This is a genomic window from Flavobacterium sp. C3NV (assembly GCF_046825355.2).
Taxonomy (GTDB): Bacteria; Bacteroidota; Bacteroidia; order Flavobacteriales; family Flavobacteriaceae; genus Flavobacterium.
This window is the reverse complement of the sequence record NZ_JBKQBJ020000012.1, coordinates 15,522-33,173: the sequence shown is the minus strand read 5'-3', so window position 1 is coordinate 33,173 and position 17,652 is coordinate 15,522. Positions and strand designations below refer to the sequence as shown.

General features: G+C 34.6%; 14 protein-coding genes. 3 read left to right on the top strand and 11 right to left on the bottom strand.

Features of this window, described 5'->3' with window-relative positions:
- Positions 1 to 48 precede the first annotated feature (48 nt).
- Positions 49 to 1,095 (bottom strand): Kelch repeat-containing protein, encoded by a 1,047-nt coding sequence (locus tag ACIDC4_RS17015; RefSeq protein WP_412043055.1) that lies wholly within the window; start codon positions 1,093 to 1,095, stop codon positions 49 to 51.
- Positions 1,096 to 1,804: 709 nt separating this feature from the next.
- Here ACIDC4_RS17015 and ACIDC4_RS17010 point away from each other — a divergent pair.
- Positions 1,805 to 3,529, top strand: a complete 1,725-nt coding sequence (locus ACIDC4_RS17010; protein ID WP_412043056.1) for a LysM peptidoglycan-binding domain-containing protein — start codon at positions 1,805 to 1,807, stop codon at positions 3,527 to 3,529.
- A 10-nt stretch (positions 3,530 to 3,539) separates the two neighbouring features.
- Here ACIDC4_RS17010 and ACIDC4_RS17005 read toward each other — a convergent pair whose 3' ends face one another.
- The 4 genes from ACIDC4_RS17005 to ACIDC4_RS16990 all read right to left on the bottom strand — a co-directional run bounded on the left by ACIDC4_RS17005 (position 3,540) and on the right by ACIDC4_RS16990 (position 6,702).
- A complete protein-coding gene (locus ACIDC4_RS17005; protein ID WP_412043057.1) occupies positions 3,540 to 3,923 on the bottom strand; it encodes a response regulator in 384 nt (127 codons plus the stop codon).
- Position 3,924: 1 nt separating this feature from the next.
- Positions 3,925 to 5,337: a sensor histidine kinase gene (locus ACIDC4_RS17000; protein WP_412043058.1), complete on the bottom strand. Its 1,413-nt coding sequence runs from the start codon at positions 5,335 to 5,337 to the stop codon at positions 3,925 to 3,927.
- Between the two features lie 396 nt (positions 5,338 to 5,733).
- Positions 5,734 to 6,144: a DUF5958 family protein gene (locus ACIDC4_RS16995; RefSeq protein ID WP_412043059.1), complete on the bottom strand. Its 411-nt coding sequence runs from the start codon at positions 6,142 to 6,144 to the stop codon at positions 5,734 to 5,736.
- A gap of 144 nt (positions 6,145 to 6,288) precedes the next feature.
- Entirely contained in the window at positions 6,289 to 6,702 is a 414-nt protein-coding gene (locus ACIDC4_RS16990) for a hypothetical protein (RefSeq protein ID WP_412043060.1), read from the bottom strand.
- A gap of 445 nt (positions 6,703 to 7,147) precedes the next feature.
- Between ACIDC4_RS16990 and ACIDC4_RS16985 the strand changes: the two genes are divergently transcribed.
- Positions 7,148 to 8,560, top strand: a complete 1,413-nt coding sequence (locus ACIDC4_RS16985) for an APC family permease (protein ID WP_412043061.1) — start codon at positions 7,148 to 7,150, stop codon at positions 8,558 to 8,560.
- Between the two features lie 290 nt (positions 8,561 to 8,850).
- Here ACIDC4_RS16985 and ACIDC4_RS16980 read toward each other — a convergent pair whose 3' ends face one another.
- The 6 genes from ACIDC4_RS16980 to dinB form a co-directional block, all read right to left on the bottom strand.
- Positions 8,851 to 9,312, bottom strand: coding sequence for a DUF1810 domain-containing protein (locus ACIDC4_RS16980; protein WP_173969278.1), 462 nt, complete (start codon positions 9,310 to 9,312; stop codon positions 8,851 to 8,853).
- A 155-nt stretch (positions 9,313 to 9,467) separates the two neighbouring features.
- Positions 9,468 to 10,094: an alpha-ketoglutarate-dependent dioxygenase AlkB family protein gene (locus tag ACIDC4_RS16975; RefSeq protein WP_065448366.1), complete on the bottom strand. Its 627-nt coding sequence runs from the start codon at positions 10,092 to 10,094 to the stop codon at positions 9,468 to 9,470.
- A gap of 7 nt (positions 10,095 to 10,101) precedes the next feature.
- A complete protein-coding gene (gene xth / locus ACIDC4_RS16970; protein ID WP_412043062.1) occupies positions 10,102 to 10,878 on the bottom strand; it encodes an exodeoxyribonuclease III in 777 nt (258 codons plus the stop codon).
- 72 nt (positions 10,879 to 10,950) lie between these two features.
- Positions 10,951 to 12,330: an exonuclease domain-containing protein gene (locus tag ACIDC4_RS16965; protein WP_412043063.1), complete on the bottom strand. Its 1,380-nt coding sequence runs from the start codon at positions 12,328 to 12,330 to the stop codon at positions 10,951 to 10,953.
- A 200-nt stretch (positions 12,331 to 12,530) separates the two neighbouring features.
- On the bottom strand, positions 12,531 to 15,590 hold the full coding sequence (locus tag ACIDC4_RS16960; protein ID WP_412043064.1) for a DNA polymerase III subunit alpha: 3,060 nt from the start codon (positions 15,588 to 15,590) through the stop codon (positions 12,531 to 12,533).
- A gap of 3 nt (positions 15,591 to 15,593) precedes the next feature.
- On the bottom strand, positions 15,594 to 16,775 hold the full coding sequence (gene dinB / locus ACIDC4_RS16955) for a DNA polymerase IV (protein ID WP_412043065.1): 1,182 nt from the start codon (positions 16,773 to 16,775) through the stop codon (positions 15,594 to 15,596).
- Between the two features lie 85 nt (positions 16,776 to 16,860).
- On the opposite strand from dinB, the gene ACIDC4_RS16950 reads away from it, so the two are divergent.
- Positions 16,861 to 17,634, top strand: coding sequence for an XRE family transcriptional regulator (locus ACIDC4_RS16950; protein WP_230035750.1), 774 nt, complete (start codon positions 16,861 to 16,863; stop codon positions 17,632 to 17,634).
- Positions 17,635 to 17,652 lie beyond the last annotated feature (18 nt).

Below are 17,652 nucleotides of genomic sequence, written 5' to 3'. Positions count from 1 at the left end.
AAAATAAAAAATAATCTATCCGTTATTTTTAGTGACGCGTACTTCTTGTTATAAAGTCTTAGTTCTGGTAGGTTTGGTAATTTCAAATTCATTTACATCAATACTAAATACTTTCGAAGAAGGTAATTTCGAGTAGCTATTGTCAACACGTCCACCTAAAATGTATAATTTATCATTGTAATAATGCATGGCTGAATATTTCAGAGGTAATCCAATTTCATATTCTTTTAATTGTTTTGTTTTTAGATCAAAAACATACATTTTTTGATCCTCAAAAAAATAAATAATATTTTCATGATAAGTTACAGCAGGCCTTTCTAATGGTGAGAATAATTCTCCTTCATTTTGCCATTTTTCCGTTGCTAAATCAAAAGATTCTATTTGTGAGATTGGCTTTCCGTTGTTGCCGCCGATAAGATAAATTTTATCATCGACCAGAGCGCCTGTAGTTTCTTTTGCTATTGGCATATGAGCAAGTTCGTACCAATAACCTGACGAAATGTTGTATAAATGTACTTTATCGGTAAAATCCTTGACACCACTTTCGGTCGATTTTACAGAACCGCCCATTACAATAATATTATCTTTATAAGTAAATGAAGCAAAATCAGCAGCCCGATGCGGATTTGTATGATCAGTTTTAATGGTCTGTTTTTCCAAATCTAAAACTTCAATTTGATCTTGCAGGTATTCCCAGCTGCTTATTTTGTTTACAAACATTTTTTTTCCGCCTACGATATAAACCAAATTGTTGTAAAAATGAATGTTGTGATATGCCCTGTTTTGAAGTTTTAATTTCGAAAATTCCCATGTATCAGTTTTGATGTCATATATACAAAGGTCTTGTTTGTAATGTCGTTTAGCCGAAATATATTGCTCTTCGCTTAAAAATTTCACCATATCCATATCAGCTTTTTCTGCTCGTGCTTTTTCGAGTTGGTTGATTTCAGGATAAGCATCTCCGCCACTAACATAAATTTTGTCATCTTGCAGAAGAGAGCCAAATGAGAATATAAGATGTTTTAAAGAAGTCAATTGGGTAAATGAAAGTTTAGATTGTAGTTTTTGATCCGCAGGAATAATTACGTCTGACAAATTTTCAATATTTTCTTCAAGCGAAACTATGAAGCTTTGCTTAGCCAGATAACTTAAAGAAATTCTTGTAGTAACGTAACCAATATGAGAGAATTCTAATACCTCGTCGTCGTTAAATTTTGATAAAAGTTTTAAAGAAAATTTTCCGTTTTCATCTTTGTTCCCACTTTGCTTGATAATGCCAGGATATTGGTGTTTTCAAGTGGAAGATTAGTGCTTTTCGAAACTATTGTTCCGTTTATATTTTGGGCAATAGATAATAAAGGAAAAAGGATGAAAATTAAAAGTAGTTTTTTCACACTGTTTTCAAATTAAGGTTAGTTTTTGGTAAAGAAAGTCAATTGCTATTCTAAAAATATTCGCACAATTTTTATGCCGAGAGTTCAATTTGAAAGAAAAATTAGTTTATAATTTTTATGAACTATCGACAAAAGAATATTTTGAAATAAGAAGTTTGTTCCATTATAATTGGCTTTTATTAAAAATAAATACACATTTTATAAAAGACCTGATTTCAAAGAGTTGGAGCAATTTTTATCTTGACAAGATTAATTCTGGGTAAATTTGTTGTTAAAAAACGTGTATCTTTTACATTAAAAGGGTAAATTCGCTTTTTACATAATATATTTACATTTTTCTAGTTTATATTATTCAGGCGAAAAGTTATATTATTTAAACTTAAAGAAGTATTCATTAAACTTTAATAGGTATGGTTGTTAGATTAATTATAGTGTTGTTTTTTTTCAGTGTTGGTGTTTTTTCTCAGGAAAAGTTTATCAAGCACAAAATATCCAAAGGAGAAAACTTATCTGTAATTGCTAAAAAATATGGTGTAAAAACTAAAGATATTGAAGAAGCCAATCCTGACGCTCCTAAAGTTTTAAAATTGAATTCGGTGCTCTTAATTCCGAATACGAATAAAAAGGTTACTACAAAAAAAACTGAAATAGTTGCCAATACAACTCCCGCGACAACTTCAAATTCAGTTCAGCACGAAGTACAGGAAAAAGAAAATCTTTGGGTAATTTCAAAAAAATACAATGTTTCTGTTGATGATTTAAAAAAAGCAAATCCGTCGCTTGAAAGCGAAGATTTAAAAATAGGACAGAAACTTACTATTCCGTCTAATGCTGTTGTAGCGACTGAAAAGAATACAAAGAAAAATCAGAACATAGAAAAGCCGGAAATAATTCCTTCAACAGACGTAGAAGTTGTTGTTGAGGTAAAACCAAAAGAAACAAAATATCTGATTGCCAAAAAATACGGAATAACAGTTGCAGAATTAGAGAAGCAAAATCCATTTATCAAAGGAAAACTGCCGGTAGGTTATCTTCTTAAAATTAGAACTTCAAAAGAAAAAGCAAATCAGGAAGTAAAAGATGCTGTTATTGCATCTCAAACTCAAATCGCTGAAAAAACTGCCACAACTTTAGAAAATAAAGGTAAAACGAGTGAAGTAAAGCCGGAAATTGTATCCGACAAAAATGCCGAAATTGTAGTTGAGGTAAAGCCAAACGAAACAAAATATACCATTGCCAAGAAATACGGGATAACCGTTGCAGAACTGGAAAGACAAAATCCATTTATCAAAGGAAAGCTGCCAGTAGGTTATCTTCTGAAAATTAAAACTTCAAAAGAAAAAGCCAATCAGGAAATAAAAGATACTGCTATTGCATCTCAAACTCAGATTGCTGAAAACCCTGTTCTTACTTCAGATAATAAGATTAAAACTGATGAAGCAAAGCCGGAAATTACACCTGCGCAAAATGTTGAAGTAGTGGTTGAGGTTCAGCCAAAAGAAACAAAATATGCCATTGCAAAGAAATACGGAATAACTGTTGCCGAATTAGAAAGGCAGAATCCATTTATCAAAGGAAAATTGCCTGTAGGTTATATGCTGAAGATTAATACGTCAAAAGAAAAGGCCGATGCGGCATCTTCAATAACAACCCCACAAAGTAATGATGGTTTATCAGGCACTTCACAAGTCGCAGATAATTCAGCAGTTGAAAAAGATACGACTACAGTATTCAGGGTTAGTAATCATTCTGATTTAGTAAATCAATTGGTGGTGAATGCAACCGAAAACATAGGAACTCGTTACCGGTCGGGCGGAACCACAAAAGCTGGTTTTGATTGTTCAGGATTAATGATTTGTACGTTTAATAATTTTGATATAAAATTACCAAGAAGTTCTATTGAACAATCTCGTGTTGGTTTTAAAGTGGGTACAGAGGAAGCTCAAAAAGGAGATTTAATTTTCTTTAGAACCAACGGAAGACGACAAATCAATCATGTCGGAATGGTGGTTGAAGTAGCCGATGGAGAAATTAAATTTGTACATTCCTCAACTCATGGCGGTGTAATAATTTCTTCGACAAAAGAACCTTATTATCAAAGAACCTTTACTCAGGTAAATCGTATTTTGCAATAAAGTAAAATTTTCAGGTAAATTTTCTTTTAAATTCCTCAATCGGAAAAGGTTTATTCAAAAATCCTGTTACATTATCATTTTTACTAATGTGTTCAAGTTCATCAGGATCTAAGGTAGATGAAAGGACGTAAATTTGAATTTCTTTCCTGATCTCTTTATTTAGTTTCTCAAAAGCATCCAGGAATTCAAACCCATTCATTATTGGCATTTGTATGTCTAATAAAATAATGAGTGATTGATTCTTTTTTTGGGTTGTAAGCCACTCAATCCCCTCTTTACCATTATTCGCAATTACAATTTGGTCAATCTCCAGTACTTTTTTTAATAATTGCGTAATAACAAGCTGATCGATCAAATTGTCCTCAATGATCAGAAATATAGGTTTAGGCTGCATATTAGTTGGGTATTGTTACAACGAATTTGCTTCCAACAGTACTTTCAGAAAAAACCGAAATATTCCCTTGTATGTTTTCTACAGCCTCTTTTACAATGTAAAGTCCTAATCCCGAACCTTTGTTCTTATTAGTGCCAAAGTACATTTCAAAAATATTATCCTTAAATTCTTCTTTAATCCCAATTCCGTTGTCTGTTACTTCTATTTTATTGTAGCCATCATCGAAATACGTTTTTACACTAATAAACATTTCCTGTTTGTTGACATCGGCATATTTTATTGCGTTTGAAAGTAAATTCGAAATAATGATTTTTAAGCGTAATCCATCACTCTGGATCTGATCTACTAATAATTCCTGGGTAAAAGTGATTCGATTAGCATTTTCGATATGCATTAATTGTGAGATCGCTTCATTCAATAATTCCTGTAAACTTACAGGCTCCATCACGACTTGTTTTCGCTTATTTTTAGAGTAATCGATAATATCAATTATAAATTGATCCTGTTTCATCAGGCTTTTATGCATAAGTCCTAAATAGGTCTTAATTTGGTCAATATCATCTTCTAGTTGGGTAATTTCAATCAAACCTTTTAATGATGTAATAGGCGATCTCAAATCATGTGATGCACTATAAACAAATCGGTCTAATTCACGATTTACGATAATTAGATTTTCGTTTTTAATCTCAATCTCTTTTTTAGAAACCAGCAATCGTTTTACCATTATAGAATAATAAGAGCATACGCTTAGCACAATAATTAAGATAAATACAATATTGGTAATGATCAAAAGGCTTTTTATTTTACGTGTTCCTTCGCCTAAAGTATTCGAGAAGTTGCGTTCGTTAATTGTAAGTTTATCACTGATCGAACTAATTCGGTTTAAGAAATTTTTCTGGCTGGCGGGAGTTAAAAGATTATATTTTATCTGAGCATTTATTTCGTGACCCACGATAAATAATTTGAAAATGAGTTCATCACCCTTTCCCCATTCGTCAATAGCTTTGGCTAAAAAAGATACTTGCTGAAAATTGACAAATAACCAAACAAGATCGTCTAGATCGTCTTTATGATTTCGCCCAATTAAAAATCCTTTTCGGGCGACTTTATTATCGCCCACTTTTAAAAGTGTTTTTCGGGCAATGCCATCACCTTGAGGAACTTCTAACTCTTCTAAATATAATTTCCATTGGTTTTCGTCTTTGGTATAAAGATAGGTGATGAGGTGTCTGGAAGCATCTTTTTGACCTTTAGAGTAATGCGACTCTCCATTGACATACGCTCTGTTGGCAGACAAAATTTTGATGGTAAAAAAATTGATACAAATAAGTAAGGCACAGGAAACAAATACAATTATGAGAAGAATAAAAACATTAGGAAAACGTATGTTTTTAAAAAACGGATTCTTAGACATAATTTTCAAATTAGTAGGTTAGTGGCCTTATAAAAGTCTTTTGTTTTTGTTTTATTCTTCAACATTCATAATCGTTTGGGATCGACTATCTTTGTTTTTTGAAAAATGAACAATTGTTAATGAAATGTTTACGTTTATCAATCAATTATCATTTTTATAAATTTAATAAAAAAAGAATATAGTTTTACAAATAAGCTTTTTTTTCTTGTTAAATTTATTTTTAAAATTGTTTTTTAATGTAATTTATTGATTTTGTGTAGCTTGTTGTCCTTTTTAATAATTTTGGCGGAGTATTGCAGATTGTAATAAGGAAAGATTGATTTAGAAATGAAAAAATTGCAGAAGTAAATAAATTCTTAGAATAAGTACTTGTTTTGTTTAACTATTTATTCCTTTTTATTCTATTTCATGCCAAAAATGTCCGCAGCCATTTTTACATTCTGTACTTCTTCTTTCAGTGTCGGTTACTTTAAAAATCCAAAGTAATGAAGTTATAATTTTTATATTTTCGTTTTCAGGAAGTGCTGCTAATTTATAAAAAGCAATTCGTGTTGGGAACCTTTTTAAAAGTACAATAGGGGTATAGGTTGGTTTTAAAGGAATTGTATTCAGGGCATTTTGATACGTTTCTGTATTGTAATGCGTTTTTTCAGGAATAGCGTTGAATATACAATTTGTTAAAGTTGTAAAAAGTCCTTTGAAATCATATTCCGGGTCTTCTAATAAAAGCTGTATGCCAAGATTAAAATCTATTTTATCTTGGGCAACCTTATTGATTATTTCTTCTGCTGTAGACATTTGGTACATAAAGACATTTTTGTTCAATTATTAGAGATCTTTTGTAGAATTGAATTTTAATTATGGTTTGTAACTAAGAGTAAAAATAAGAATTAAAAGAAGAATAATTAATTTCATTTTTTTTGATTTAGTTAATTAGAGTAATGTTTTGGTTTATCTTCTTCTTGGGGCACTTCGCGTATGTGGAGCGACATAAGTTCCATTTTTTCGTGTATAGCCTTTTACGTTAACAGTTCCTCCTGATGAAGCTTTTGTTGAGGATTTAGTATAACTACTGTTTGAAGAATTGCTTCTATTTGAATTATTATTATCTGAATTGCTGGAAAATATCGGATTGCTATATCTAGGATTTATTGCCCATCCTTTAAAATTTCGCCATTTTAATTTTCTTGCTTTTTTATCACTTCTATTGATGTATGCACCAGATCCTTTTGGAATTATGGTAACTGATTCTTTCTCGTTTTTTGAAGTGAAAATTGTAGTGTCTTCATCAATGTTTACAAAATAATAATTGGTAGCACAGGAATTAAGAATAAGTAATAACAGGATCAGTGATAATTTTTTCATTGTTATGTAATTTAATATAGAATTGCAAGTATTAGATACTCTTATTGTATGCCAAATGTAACCAGATGAGAAAGTATTATTTTATGGAAATCCGTAAACGAGAATGTTGAGCTAAAATTTCTTATGAAAACAGAATTTGCGTGAGGGATAGAGGCGGTATCTCCCGATTTAGAAAAACAAGGCTTTTTAGCCGTAGTTTTTGTTAAGCGGGAATTTAGCCGAAAGCCCGACCCGAAGGGACACGCCCAAATTATTTTAGATTTTAGATTGTTGGATTTTGGAATTTAGATTTTAGAATTTGACAATTTTAGGTTTAAAAAGCTATTCTCATTTAGTAATATGATCTTTCATAATAAGGCTTTTAATAAGAATCTAAAATCAACAATCTAAAATCTAAAATTTCAGAAAAAAGTATATCTTTAACCAACCCAAAAAACCAAAAACGATGCAAGAAAACGACCAGGAAAATTTTAAAAGAGAACTCGGATTATTAGACGGAACCATGCTTGTGGTAGGGTCTATGATAGGATCTGGAATATTTATCGTGAGTGCCGATATTGCCAGACAAGTAGGTTCTGCGGGATGGCTAACACTGATTTGGCTCATCTCAGGATTGATTACTATTATTGCCGCTGTGAGTTATGGCGAGTTGAGTGCGATGTTTCCAAAAGCGGGCGGACAATACGTTTACCTGAAAGAAGCGTATAACAAGCTAATTGCCTTTTTGTATGGCTGGAGTTTTTTTGCAGTAATTCAGACTGGGACTATAGCTGCTGTAGGTGTGGCTTTCTCTAAGTTTGCATCGTATCTGTATGAACCTTTTAGTGACGAAAATATCTTGTATGAATTAGGTTCTTTTAAACTTAATGCTGCTCAGATTGTTTCGATCCTGACGATTGTTTTACTAACTTTTATTAATAGCCGTGGTGTTAAAAACGGAAAAATTCTGCAAACGGTTCTAACGATTATCAAAATTTTATCTTTGTTGGGTTTGATCGTTTTCGGACTAACATTGGCCGCGAAAGCTTCGGTTTGGGATGCCAACTGGGCAGATGCATGGACAACACGTTCGTTTAATAAAGATACCGGTTCGTGGCTGCCAATTAGCGGAACGGCTCTGATTAGCGGAATTTCGGCTGCGATGGTTGGGTCTTTATTTTCTAGTGATGCCTGGAATGGTGTAACGTTTATTGCGGGAGAAATTAAAAACCCGAAACGTAACGTTGGTTTCAGTTTATTTTTAGGAACTTTTATTGTGACCATTATTTATGTTTTGACCAATTTGATGTATTTGGCAGTGATTCCGTTAGACGAAATTGCAACAGCAAAATCTGATAGGGTAGCGGTTGTGGCTTCACAATATATCTTTGGTAATATAGGAACATTGATTATTGCGATCATGATTATGATTTCGACTTTTGCGTGTAACAACGGATTAATCATGGCGGGTGCGAGAGTATATTATACAATGGCAACAGATGGTTTGTTCTTTAAAAAAGCAGCTGTTCTAAATAAATTCAGTGTACCATCATGGGCTTTATGGGCGCAATGTATTTGGGCTTCGGCTTTGTGTCTTACAGGGAAATACGGAGATTTGTTAGATTTTGTCATCATCATTGTTTTGATTTTTTACATCTTAACTATATACGGAATCTTTATTTTACGTAAAAAAATGCCAGATGTAGAAAGACCTTATAAAGCTTTTGGATATCCGTTTCTGCCTTTATTGTACATCGTGATTGCAGCGGCAATTTGTATTTCGTTATTAATCACAAAATTCTCGACTTGTGGTTGGGGAGTTTTGATAATGCTAACAGGTATTCCTGTATATTACTTGACGAAACCAAAAGGAGAGTAAGAAGGGACAAAGGTTCAGAGGAACAAAGGTTCAAAGTTTAATTTTGCCCACGGGTTTTACGGATTAAACGGGTTTACGCAGGTTTTTTTTTACTTTAATTAATTTGCTTCAAATATAAAATGCCTTGTTTTAGCAAGGTATTTTTTGTGCTCTATTTTGAACAATAAAAAATCCGTGTAAACCCGTTTAATCCGTAAAATCCGTGGGCTAAAAAAAAAAGACACTACCAATTTGCCAAAGCAAAAATGTAGTGTCTTAAATGTAAATAATCTAATGAATGTTAGTGGCGATTATGCCATTTCAGTCTCAAGAGAAGATTTTATAGATGAATTAATAATAGACAAAGTAAGCGGATCTGATTCTCCGGAGAAGAAAGCTTCCAGTACTTCCTGGAATACAGGATTTGTATTTTCTACCAAAGAAAAAAGCGTCATAGAAGAACGTAATTTACGCGCATCCAGATCTCCTAAAATTCCGTCAGCTGATTTTCTTCTAAAAGTCAAAAATAGCTCAGAGATTTCTATAAGATGTTTTCCAAGAATGGGATGTTCAAGGAATTCAGTTGCTTCTTTTAGATCGTTAATGGCGTAATAATTCGCAGTATCACTCTTGCCCAATCCTTTAATCTGAGGAAAAATAAACCACATCCAGTGTGTTTCTTTTTTACCTTTTTTGATTTCAGAAAGAGCAGTAAGATAAAGTTTGTTTTGCGCATCTAAAAAACGCAATAAATCATTGTTTGAATAAGCCATTGTGGTAATGTATATATAAAAAAAGGTTGCAAAAATAGTAAAAAAGATAGGTTCTGCCTAATAAAAGGTTCATGTACTGAGTATTTTAACTTTTAGAGGAGGAATTTTCCTCGTCGTTTTGGAATGAAAAAAAACTCATTTTGAGCGATTTATAATCATTCACTTCGATTGGTTCTTCTAAAGGTTAAATTTATTCTGGGCAATACATTTTTGGCTGTTTTAGGAACATGATGCTGCCAAAAACTATTGGTTGTTCCTGCCATTAATAAAAAGGATCCGTGATGCAAAGGAATCTCTATTTGCGGAATCTCTTTTCTAAATTTATGACGCAGTTTGAACATTCTGGTTTCGCCAAAAGTGACAGAAGCAATAACCGGGTTTGGCCCTGTATTGTGCTCTTTGTCGCTGTGCCAGCCAACGCCATCATTTCCGTCTCGGTATAAATTGAGGAGAAGACTATTAAAATCAAGTTGGGTTTCTTTTTCGACCCTTCCTCTGATAGTCAATAATTCATAAGTCCAGTCAGGTCCGTTTTGGTCTGCACCGGGATTATCCTTGTCTTCATACCAGGAAATCATTCGGGGAACAGTATAGGTTTTATCATAAATTTCCATTTCATATTCTCTCCATTTGGTCTTGTGGAGTATTCTTTCGTAAAAGCGATCAGATTCTTCTTTAGTGAAAAAATTATCGATCAAAATAAGTTCTGCATCCGGCAGGTCAAATACTTTTTTTCCTGCCAGACCAGTGGCAAATAATTCGGTATCGCTAAATAGTGTCATTGTTTGGTTATTTTGTGTCAATTTCAATCCATACCGGAGCATGGTCGCTTGTTTTTTCCCATCCCCGCACATGGCGGTCAACTCCTCCGGAAATTAGTTTTTTTGCTAATTGCGGACTTAGTAAAAAATGATCAATTCTAAGACCTGCGTCCCGCTCGTAAGCTTTTCTGAAATAATCCCAAAAGGTGTAAATTTTCTCATTAGGATATAAGGTTCGAATCGCATCTGTCCATCCCTGAGAAACAATATCCTTGAAAGCTTTTCTGACTTCGGGTAAAAAGAGTGCATCATTTACCCATTTTTCAGGTTTATAAACATCCACTTCTGTTGGCATCACATTGTAATCTCCAACCAATATTACCGGAACTTTTAAGCTCAAAAGCGTTGCTGCACGATCAGCCAGACGATCAAACCATTTTAGTTTATATTCTAATTTTGGCCCCGGGGCAGGATTTCCGTTTGGCAGATAAAGACAGGCAATTACAATTCCGTTTATCAAAGCTTCGATATACCGACTCTGAACATCTTCGTCGTCTCCCGGAAGAACGCGCGTTACTTCGTCAATCTCCATATTACGCGCCAGAATCGCCACGCCATTCCATTGTTTTTGTCCGTGCCAAATTGCATTGTAACCGGCATCATTAATTGCTTTAACAGGGAAATTATCCTGTTGCGCTTTTAATTCCTGAAGGCATACAATATCCGGAGTAGTTTCTTCAAGCCATTTCAATAAAACATTCAATCGTCCGTTGACTCCGTTTACGTTATAAGTTGCTATTTTCATAGTAGATTTAATTTAGTTGTATCATTAAATTTACAGCTTTTTGCGCCTTTATATTTACACAACTTCCTATTCTTATTTCAGAAACTGTTTGTTAAAGAATACTTTACGCGGATTTTTTTCTGCGTAAGCAAAAATCAATTGCACAATATATTGATTGCTTTTATAAGGCGTAGCATAATTTTTTACTTCTGATGGATCAGTAATCGCAACATCTAGCGGAATATATCCCATACCATAAAAATGACCATTTTCGATCCAGATACAACTGCGTTCTTGTGATGTTCTTCCTTTTTCTATAATTGCAAAAGTGGGTCTGTTACCCAATAAAAACTCAATAGCATTGTCGACTTGCTCATTGTGAATTGAAACTTCCGGCAAATCTGTTATATCACTGTTTTTAAATATTTCTCCGTCTTCAGGTCTTAAATATTTGCAAAACCTATAATCAATCTCAAATTGTTCTGCCAGGCTTCGCAATGTATTTGTTCCTTCGTGTATACTGCTGAAATGCTCAATGCATGACTGAAATTTATTAAGTTTCCCAATTGCCAGATATTTGTATCCGTTGCGGGCTTCATATTGATAAAGTCCGTATTTAGGTTCAAAACGTTTTAAAGCCCTGTTGTAAGTTGGCCAAAGATGTTTGATTTCAGTACATTCTAAAAGCAGCGCCATTAATTCGTTGCCACAGACTTCAAAGGAAATAGAATGTATGTCCCTTAAGAAATGCTGTCTTTGCGGGTTAATCTTATGACCACTAAAATGTGAAGCTACGCGTTTTTTTAGGTTGATGGCTTTTCCAACATAAATTACCTTTTTGACTTCATTATAAAAATAATAGACACCGGGTTTTTCGGGTAAATTATTAAAATCGTCAGGCGGAAGATTAGGTGGTAAACGCTGATCTTGTGATGTCGCTTTGATCATTTTTTCGATATGACCTTCATCGTCCCATTCGAGCAATCGCGAAAATAATATAGCCGTAGCATCTGCATCACCGCCGGCACGATGTCGGTTTTCTAAAGATATATCCAGTGAATTGCAGAGATTCCCTAAACTATAAGATCCTAAACCGGGTCTGATTTTTCTAGCTGCGCGAACGGTACATAACTTTCTGGCTGTCCATTTAAAACCTGCTTGTTCGAGTTGATGGCGAACGAACGAATAATCAAAGTTGACATTATGGGCAACGAAAACACGATCAGTAAGCATTTCCAGCACTTTATCTGAAATATCATCGAAGATTGGCGCATTAGCTACCATTTCATTATTGATTCCAGTTAAGGCAAAAATCGAAATCGGGATTTCTTTTTCAGGATTCACAAGCGTTTCATAACGATCAATCACGTTTTCTCCGTCATGAATGATGATCGCAATTTCTGTAATGCGGCTGCCACTGGCGTTTCCACCGGTGGTTTCGATATCTACTATGGCGTATTCTTGCTTTTTCATCTCTTTAATATAACGTAATTTCTTCTTGTGTCGTTTAAATGTTTAACACATAGAAACATAGGTTTAATTTTTAAATATAAGATCCTTTTATAAAATCATGATTTTCTCACATAGCTATGTGTATTTAGACAAGTGAAACGCCTTTTTTATTATTTTAAAACTATGTTTCTATGTGTTTAAAAAATTATGTTCAACGATTTTTAGTTTTGAAATTTCATTCGGTGTCGGGGTAAATTAATTTCATGTCCTTGCGGATAAGGTTCCCGATGCGTAGGACTCACATCTTCCTTGATTAAACGCTGTGTTTTATATTGATCTTTAGCATCCATATAACGCGGATCAGGAATAAAAGGCATTTTTGCCATTTTGGTAATCGTGATCGTCGGGAAATGATAATCGACCTCGACAGTTCCTAAAAGCAGGTAACAACCTCCGCCCTGAAAAGGAAATTGTGCCAGACAATCCGGAAAATGAGCCGTATCAAAATAAGTACCTTCATGATCGATCCAGGTTCCGAAATACATATTGCCTTTTTTAGTGGGAACTTGTTTTCTGGAAATCAGATACGCCAGCATACGGACTTGTTTTTTATGATGAATCACTAAATCTTTGGCCATAATATCGCCGCGATGTTTGGTTTGAAGCAAATCAAAAACGGTACAGGATACGGGGAAACTCAGTAATTCGATTTCATCAAAAGCATCTTCATATAAAGAACGTTCTAAAGTTGGGAGCTTATACTCTTTTACAGGTTCCTGCAGCAGCATCAAACTTCGGTTTTCGGGTTTGAAATTGTTTAAAAGTAAACTGGCAACAACCAAAAGCTGGTTTTTGGTTTTTCCCGTAAAACGAAAAGCATCTATAAAAATCAGGATTTTCATGCTCTCAATCCCAATTGGAATGCGATTGATGAAATCTTCTAAAGAAAGAAAATCTCCATTTTTCTCCCGATCCGATTCTATTAAATGAGCCGTTTTAGATTCTAAACTCTGTAAATGCATAAAGCCGAGATAAATATCAGTTCCGTACACCGTAGTCTGGTATTCGCTTTTATTGACACACGGGTTATGAATTGTTCCGCCAGACATTCGGGCTTCGTGTATATAGACTTCGGTTCTGTAAAAACCACCCTGATTGTTGATTACCGCTGTCATAAATTCTACAGGATAATTGATCTTGAGATACAAACTCTGATAACTCTCAACAGCATAAGAAGCCGAGTGCGCTTTGCAAAACGAAAATCCTGCAAAGGATTCAATCTGGCGGTAAATTTCCTGACTAAGCGCTTCAGGATGTCCTTTCTCAGCACAACAGGCAAAAAAGTTATCTTTTACTTTTTGTAAAGCCTCCATAGAACGGCCTTTTCCGGACATGGCGCGACGCAGGATATCACCATCAGGAGCGGGCAGTCCTCCGTAATGTTGTGCAATTTTAATCACATCTTCCTGATACACCATAATCCCGTAGGTTTCACCAAGATGTTCCTTAAAAACCTCATGAAAATATTGAAACTGATCCGGATTATTATGACGAAAAATATATTCTTTCATCATTCCGGATTGTGCTACTCCTGGACGAATAATAGAAGAAGCTGCTACCAGAATTTTATAATTATCACAATTCAATCGGCGTAATAAACCGCGCATCGCCGGGCTTTCGATATAAAAACAGCCAATAGTTTTGCCTTGTGCCAAATGAACATTACAAACTACTTCATCTTTAGAGATCGAAGTGTCACGAATGTTGACTTTGATTCCTCGGTTTTTCTCAATTAGTTTTACGCTGTCATCAATATGACCAATCCCACGCTGACTCAGAATATCGAATTTATCAAAACCAATTTCTTCAGCAATATGCATATCGAAAAGTACAATAGGAAATCCTTTCGGAGGCATTTCAAGCGGCGTATAATCCGTAATTGGTTCTTCAGAAATTATAATTCCGCAAGCGTGCATACTACGCTGATTTGGATATTTATTCATCATCAGGCTGTATTCCTGAACCAGTTTTACGATAGAATTGGTTTCGTGTAAGGCCATAGGATTTTTGGCGAGCATGTCTAATTCTTCTTTTGGAAGACCAAACACTTTGCCGACTTCCCTAAAAATAGAACGGTGTTTGAATTCGACATTGGTTCCGCAAAAAGCAACATGGTCTTTTCCATATTTTTCGAAGATATATTCTAAAATGGTATTACGCTCTTTCCAGCTCCAATCAATATCAAAATCAGGCGGACTTTTTCGATTTAAGTTTAAAAAACGTTCAAAATACAGATCGAGTTCGATTGGACAGATATCGGTAATTCCGAGACAATAAGCTATAATACTGTTGGCTCCACTGCCTCGGCCAATGTGCATAAATCCCTGACTGTTGCTGTATCTGACAATGTCCCACGTGATTAAAAAATAACCGCTGAATTGTAATTCATCAATAACTTTTAGTTCTTTTTCTACACGTTTTCGAGCAATTGTGTTTTCTTTTTCATAACGCCATTCAAAACCTTTTTCGGCCAATTCTGTTAGTTTTTTGAGATCACTCTCGCGACTTCCAGTAAAGAATTTTTTATTTCTTTTAATTGAAAAATCATATTGAAAATCACAAGAATCGATTATTCTTTGCGTGTTGGCAATGATTTCAGGATAACTTTCATAAAATGGTAAAAGCGATTCTGGCGGGAGCATTTTCTCAGAAGTTTTACAATAATCAGTTTCTGTAAGTCTCGATAAAATGATATTAGTGTCAATGGCACGCAGAATTTTATGCAGATTAAATTCTCTTTTATTGCTAAAAGTCACTGATTGTAACACCACCATTTTGGCTATTTTGTTTTTATGTTCCGAAGTAAGAAGTCTTAAAACTTCATCCGGACGAATTCCGATAAACTCATTTTCACGAAGAAATTCAGGAGTATTTTCTAAAGTATAAATCACAAAAACCGAATCAAATTCCGGAGCAATCAATGGCAAAGATTCTCCGCTGAAATTATGATCCGTCAAAAAACGATTCATTTCGCCAAGTCCGCTGGCATTTTTGGCTAAGCCGATATATCGAAATTCATGATTAGATCGAAATTCCATTCCCACAAGAGGTTTAATTCCAACTTTATCACAGGCTCTCATAAAATCGTAAATTCCGGTAACGGTATTAATATCAGTAAGTGCCATAGCTTTTATACCATACAAAACGGCTTGCTCAACGAGTTGATCGAGAGGAATTGTGCCGTAACGCAGAGAATGAAAAGAATGACAATTGAGATACATGATTTATTTGATACGTTTTAAAATTTCATCTTTATTATTAGGCTTAAAAGAAGCTCCGGCGCAACGCATAACAGCATCAAAACCATAACGGCTTTTCATTTTATCCATCGCGGCATATAGTGATAACATTTCCTCGGTATCTTCAAAAAGATTAATTTGATATGTTCCCCGAACCAATCCGCTAAAGCGAATACCAATCAGGCGCAATCGCATTCGGCGCTGATATACTTTTTCAAATAATTCCATCACATTTTTGGTCAGGATATGATCTGCTGAAGTATAAGCTATTTTACATTGTTTGGTTTCGGTATCAAAATTGGCGTAACGAATTTTAATCGTAATGGTCGAGGTTAACCATTGCTCAGATCGCAATTGAAAAGCCAGTTTTTCGACCATGCCAATCAATATCGATTTTAGCATGATAATATCGATTGTGTCCTGCGAAAAAGTATGTTCGGTAGAAATTGATTTTCTTTCGGTGTAAGGTTCTACAGGCGTATGATCTATTCCGTTGGCTTTTTTCCAGATGTCCAGACCGTTTTTACCAATCATTTGTTGTAAAACTTCGGGAGGCATTTCAGATAAAGTCTGAATTTTACGAACGCCAATTCTTGATAAGAGCTGAAAAGTAACATTACCCACCATCGGTATTTTCTGTATCGACAACGGATTCAAAAAAGACTGTACATTGCCTTCCGGAATTTCTAAATTTCCTTTTGGTTTTCCTTCTCCGGTTGCAATTTTAGAAACAGTTTTGTTAACAGATAACGAAAAACTAATAGGCAATCCAGTTTCTTTAATTACAGATTGTGCCAATTCATCTGTCCATTTATAACTGCCGTGAAATTTATCCATTCCGGTAATATCAAGATAAAATTCATCGATGCTGGCTTTTTCCATTATCGGTGCTTTTTCCTGAATTACTTGCGTAACATCATGTGACAATCGAGAATATAATTCCATATCACCTTTGATAATTTTGGCTTGCGGACAAAGTTTCATCGCCATGTGAATAGGCATCGCAGAGCGTACTCCAAATTTTCGGGCTTCATACGAACATGAGGCTACAACACCACGATCGCCACCGCCAATAATAAGCGGAATACCACTTAATTCTGAGTTGGTTAGTCTCTCGCAGGATACAAAAAAGGTATCCAAATCCATGTGTACAATTGCCCTTGCCATTTCCTTGTTTTTGTATGAAACAAAATTAGTACAGATGATAACATTTTTTTGTATATTTGTTGTTCCAAATTATAACAAATTAATTATGTCCTTATTTTCAGATAACATCAGAGCATTGAGGGTTAAGCATAAAATATCTCAGGAGAAATTAGCTGAAAACCTTAGAATTACCCGAGGAAGATACGTTAAATACGAAGATGGAACCTCCGAAGCGCCATATGATATTTTAAAGCAGATTGCTTTATATTTTCATATGAGTATTGACTTATTATTGTCTGTCGACATACGAAAGATACACATTGAAAACCTGATAAAATTAGAAGGCAATCGACTTATCTTACCTATACAAGTAGATAGTTTTGGGGAGAATTATATCGAAATTGTATCTCAAAAAGCAAAAGCAGGATATCTAAACGGATATGCTGATCCGGAATATATTGAAAGTCTGCAACAAGTTTCCCTTCCGTTTTTAGGACCGGGAAAACACCGCGGATTTCCTGTAGAAGGCGATTCGATGCCGCCACATGAAGACGGATCTATTATTATTGGCCGTTATGTCGAAAGGCTGGGAGAGGTGATGGATGGTAGAACCTATATCCTGATTACCAAAAATGAAGGAATGGTGTACAAACGTCTCAACAAAAACAAAAAGAATGCGTTGGTTCTGGAATCAGACAATCGTTTCTATCCAAATTATGAAGTGAAAGCCTCAGATATTTTAGAAATCTGGGAGTACGAATGCAGCATCGGACGCAGTGATAAACGCCACGAACAAACAGAATCTCAAAGTATGAAAGATTTGCTTCTCGAAGTTAAAAGAGAAGTGATGGAGATTAAGAATAATACTTCGAATACTTAGAAACTCTGGAAATGAAAA

Coding starts and splice junctions, on each gene's coding strand:
- ACIDC4_RS17010 (WP_412043056.1), top strand. CDS start 1,805: ATGGTTGTTAGATTAATTATAGTGTTGTTTTTTTTCAGTGTTGGTGTT.
- ACIDC4_RS16950 (WP_230035750.1), top strand. CDS start 16,861: ATGTCCTTATTTTCAGATAACATCAGAGCATTGAGGGTTAAGCATAAA.
- dinB (WP_412043065.1), bottom strand. CDS start 16,775: ATGGCAAGGGCAATTGTACACATGGATTTGGATACCTTTTTTGTATCC.
- ACIDC4_RS17000 (WP_412043058.1), bottom strand. CDS start 5,337: ATGTCTAAGAATCCGTTTTTTAAAAACATACGTTTTCCTAATGTTTTT.
- ACIDC4_RS16995 (WP_412043059.1), bottom strand. CDS start 6,144: ATGTACCAAATGTCTACAGCAGAAGAAATAATCAATAAGGTTGCCCAA.
- ACIDC4_RS16985 (WP_412043061.1), top strand. CDS start 7,148: ATGCAAGAAAACGACCAGGAAAATTTTAAAAGAGAACTCGGATTATTA.
- ACIDC4_RS16990 (WP_412043060.1), bottom strand. CDS start 6,702: ATGAAAAAATTATCACTGATCCTGTTATTACTTATTCTTAATTCCTGT.
- xth (WP_412043062.1), bottom strand. CDS start 10,878: ATGAAAATAGCAACTTATAACGTAAACGGAGTCAACGGACGATTGAAT.
- ACIDC4_RS16975 (WP_065448366.1), bottom strand. CDS start 10,094: ATGACACTATTTAGCGATACCGAATTATTTGCCACTGGTCTGGCAGGA.
- ACIDC4_RS17005 (WP_412043057.1), bottom strand. CDS start 3,923: ATGCAGCCTAAACCTATATTTCTGATCATTGAGGACAATTTGATCGAT.
- ACIDC4_RS16980 (WP_173969278.1), bottom strand. CDS start 9,312: ATGGCTTATTCAAACAATGATTTATTGCGTTTTTTAGATGCGCAAAAC.
- ACIDC4_RS16965 (WP_412043063.1), bottom strand. CDS start 12,330: ATGAAAAAGCAAGAATACGCCATAGTAGATATCGAAACCACCGGTGGA.
- ACIDC4_RS16960 (WP_412043064.1), bottom strand. CDS start 15,590: ATGTATCTCAATTGTCATTCTTTTCATTCTCTGCGTTACGGCACAATT.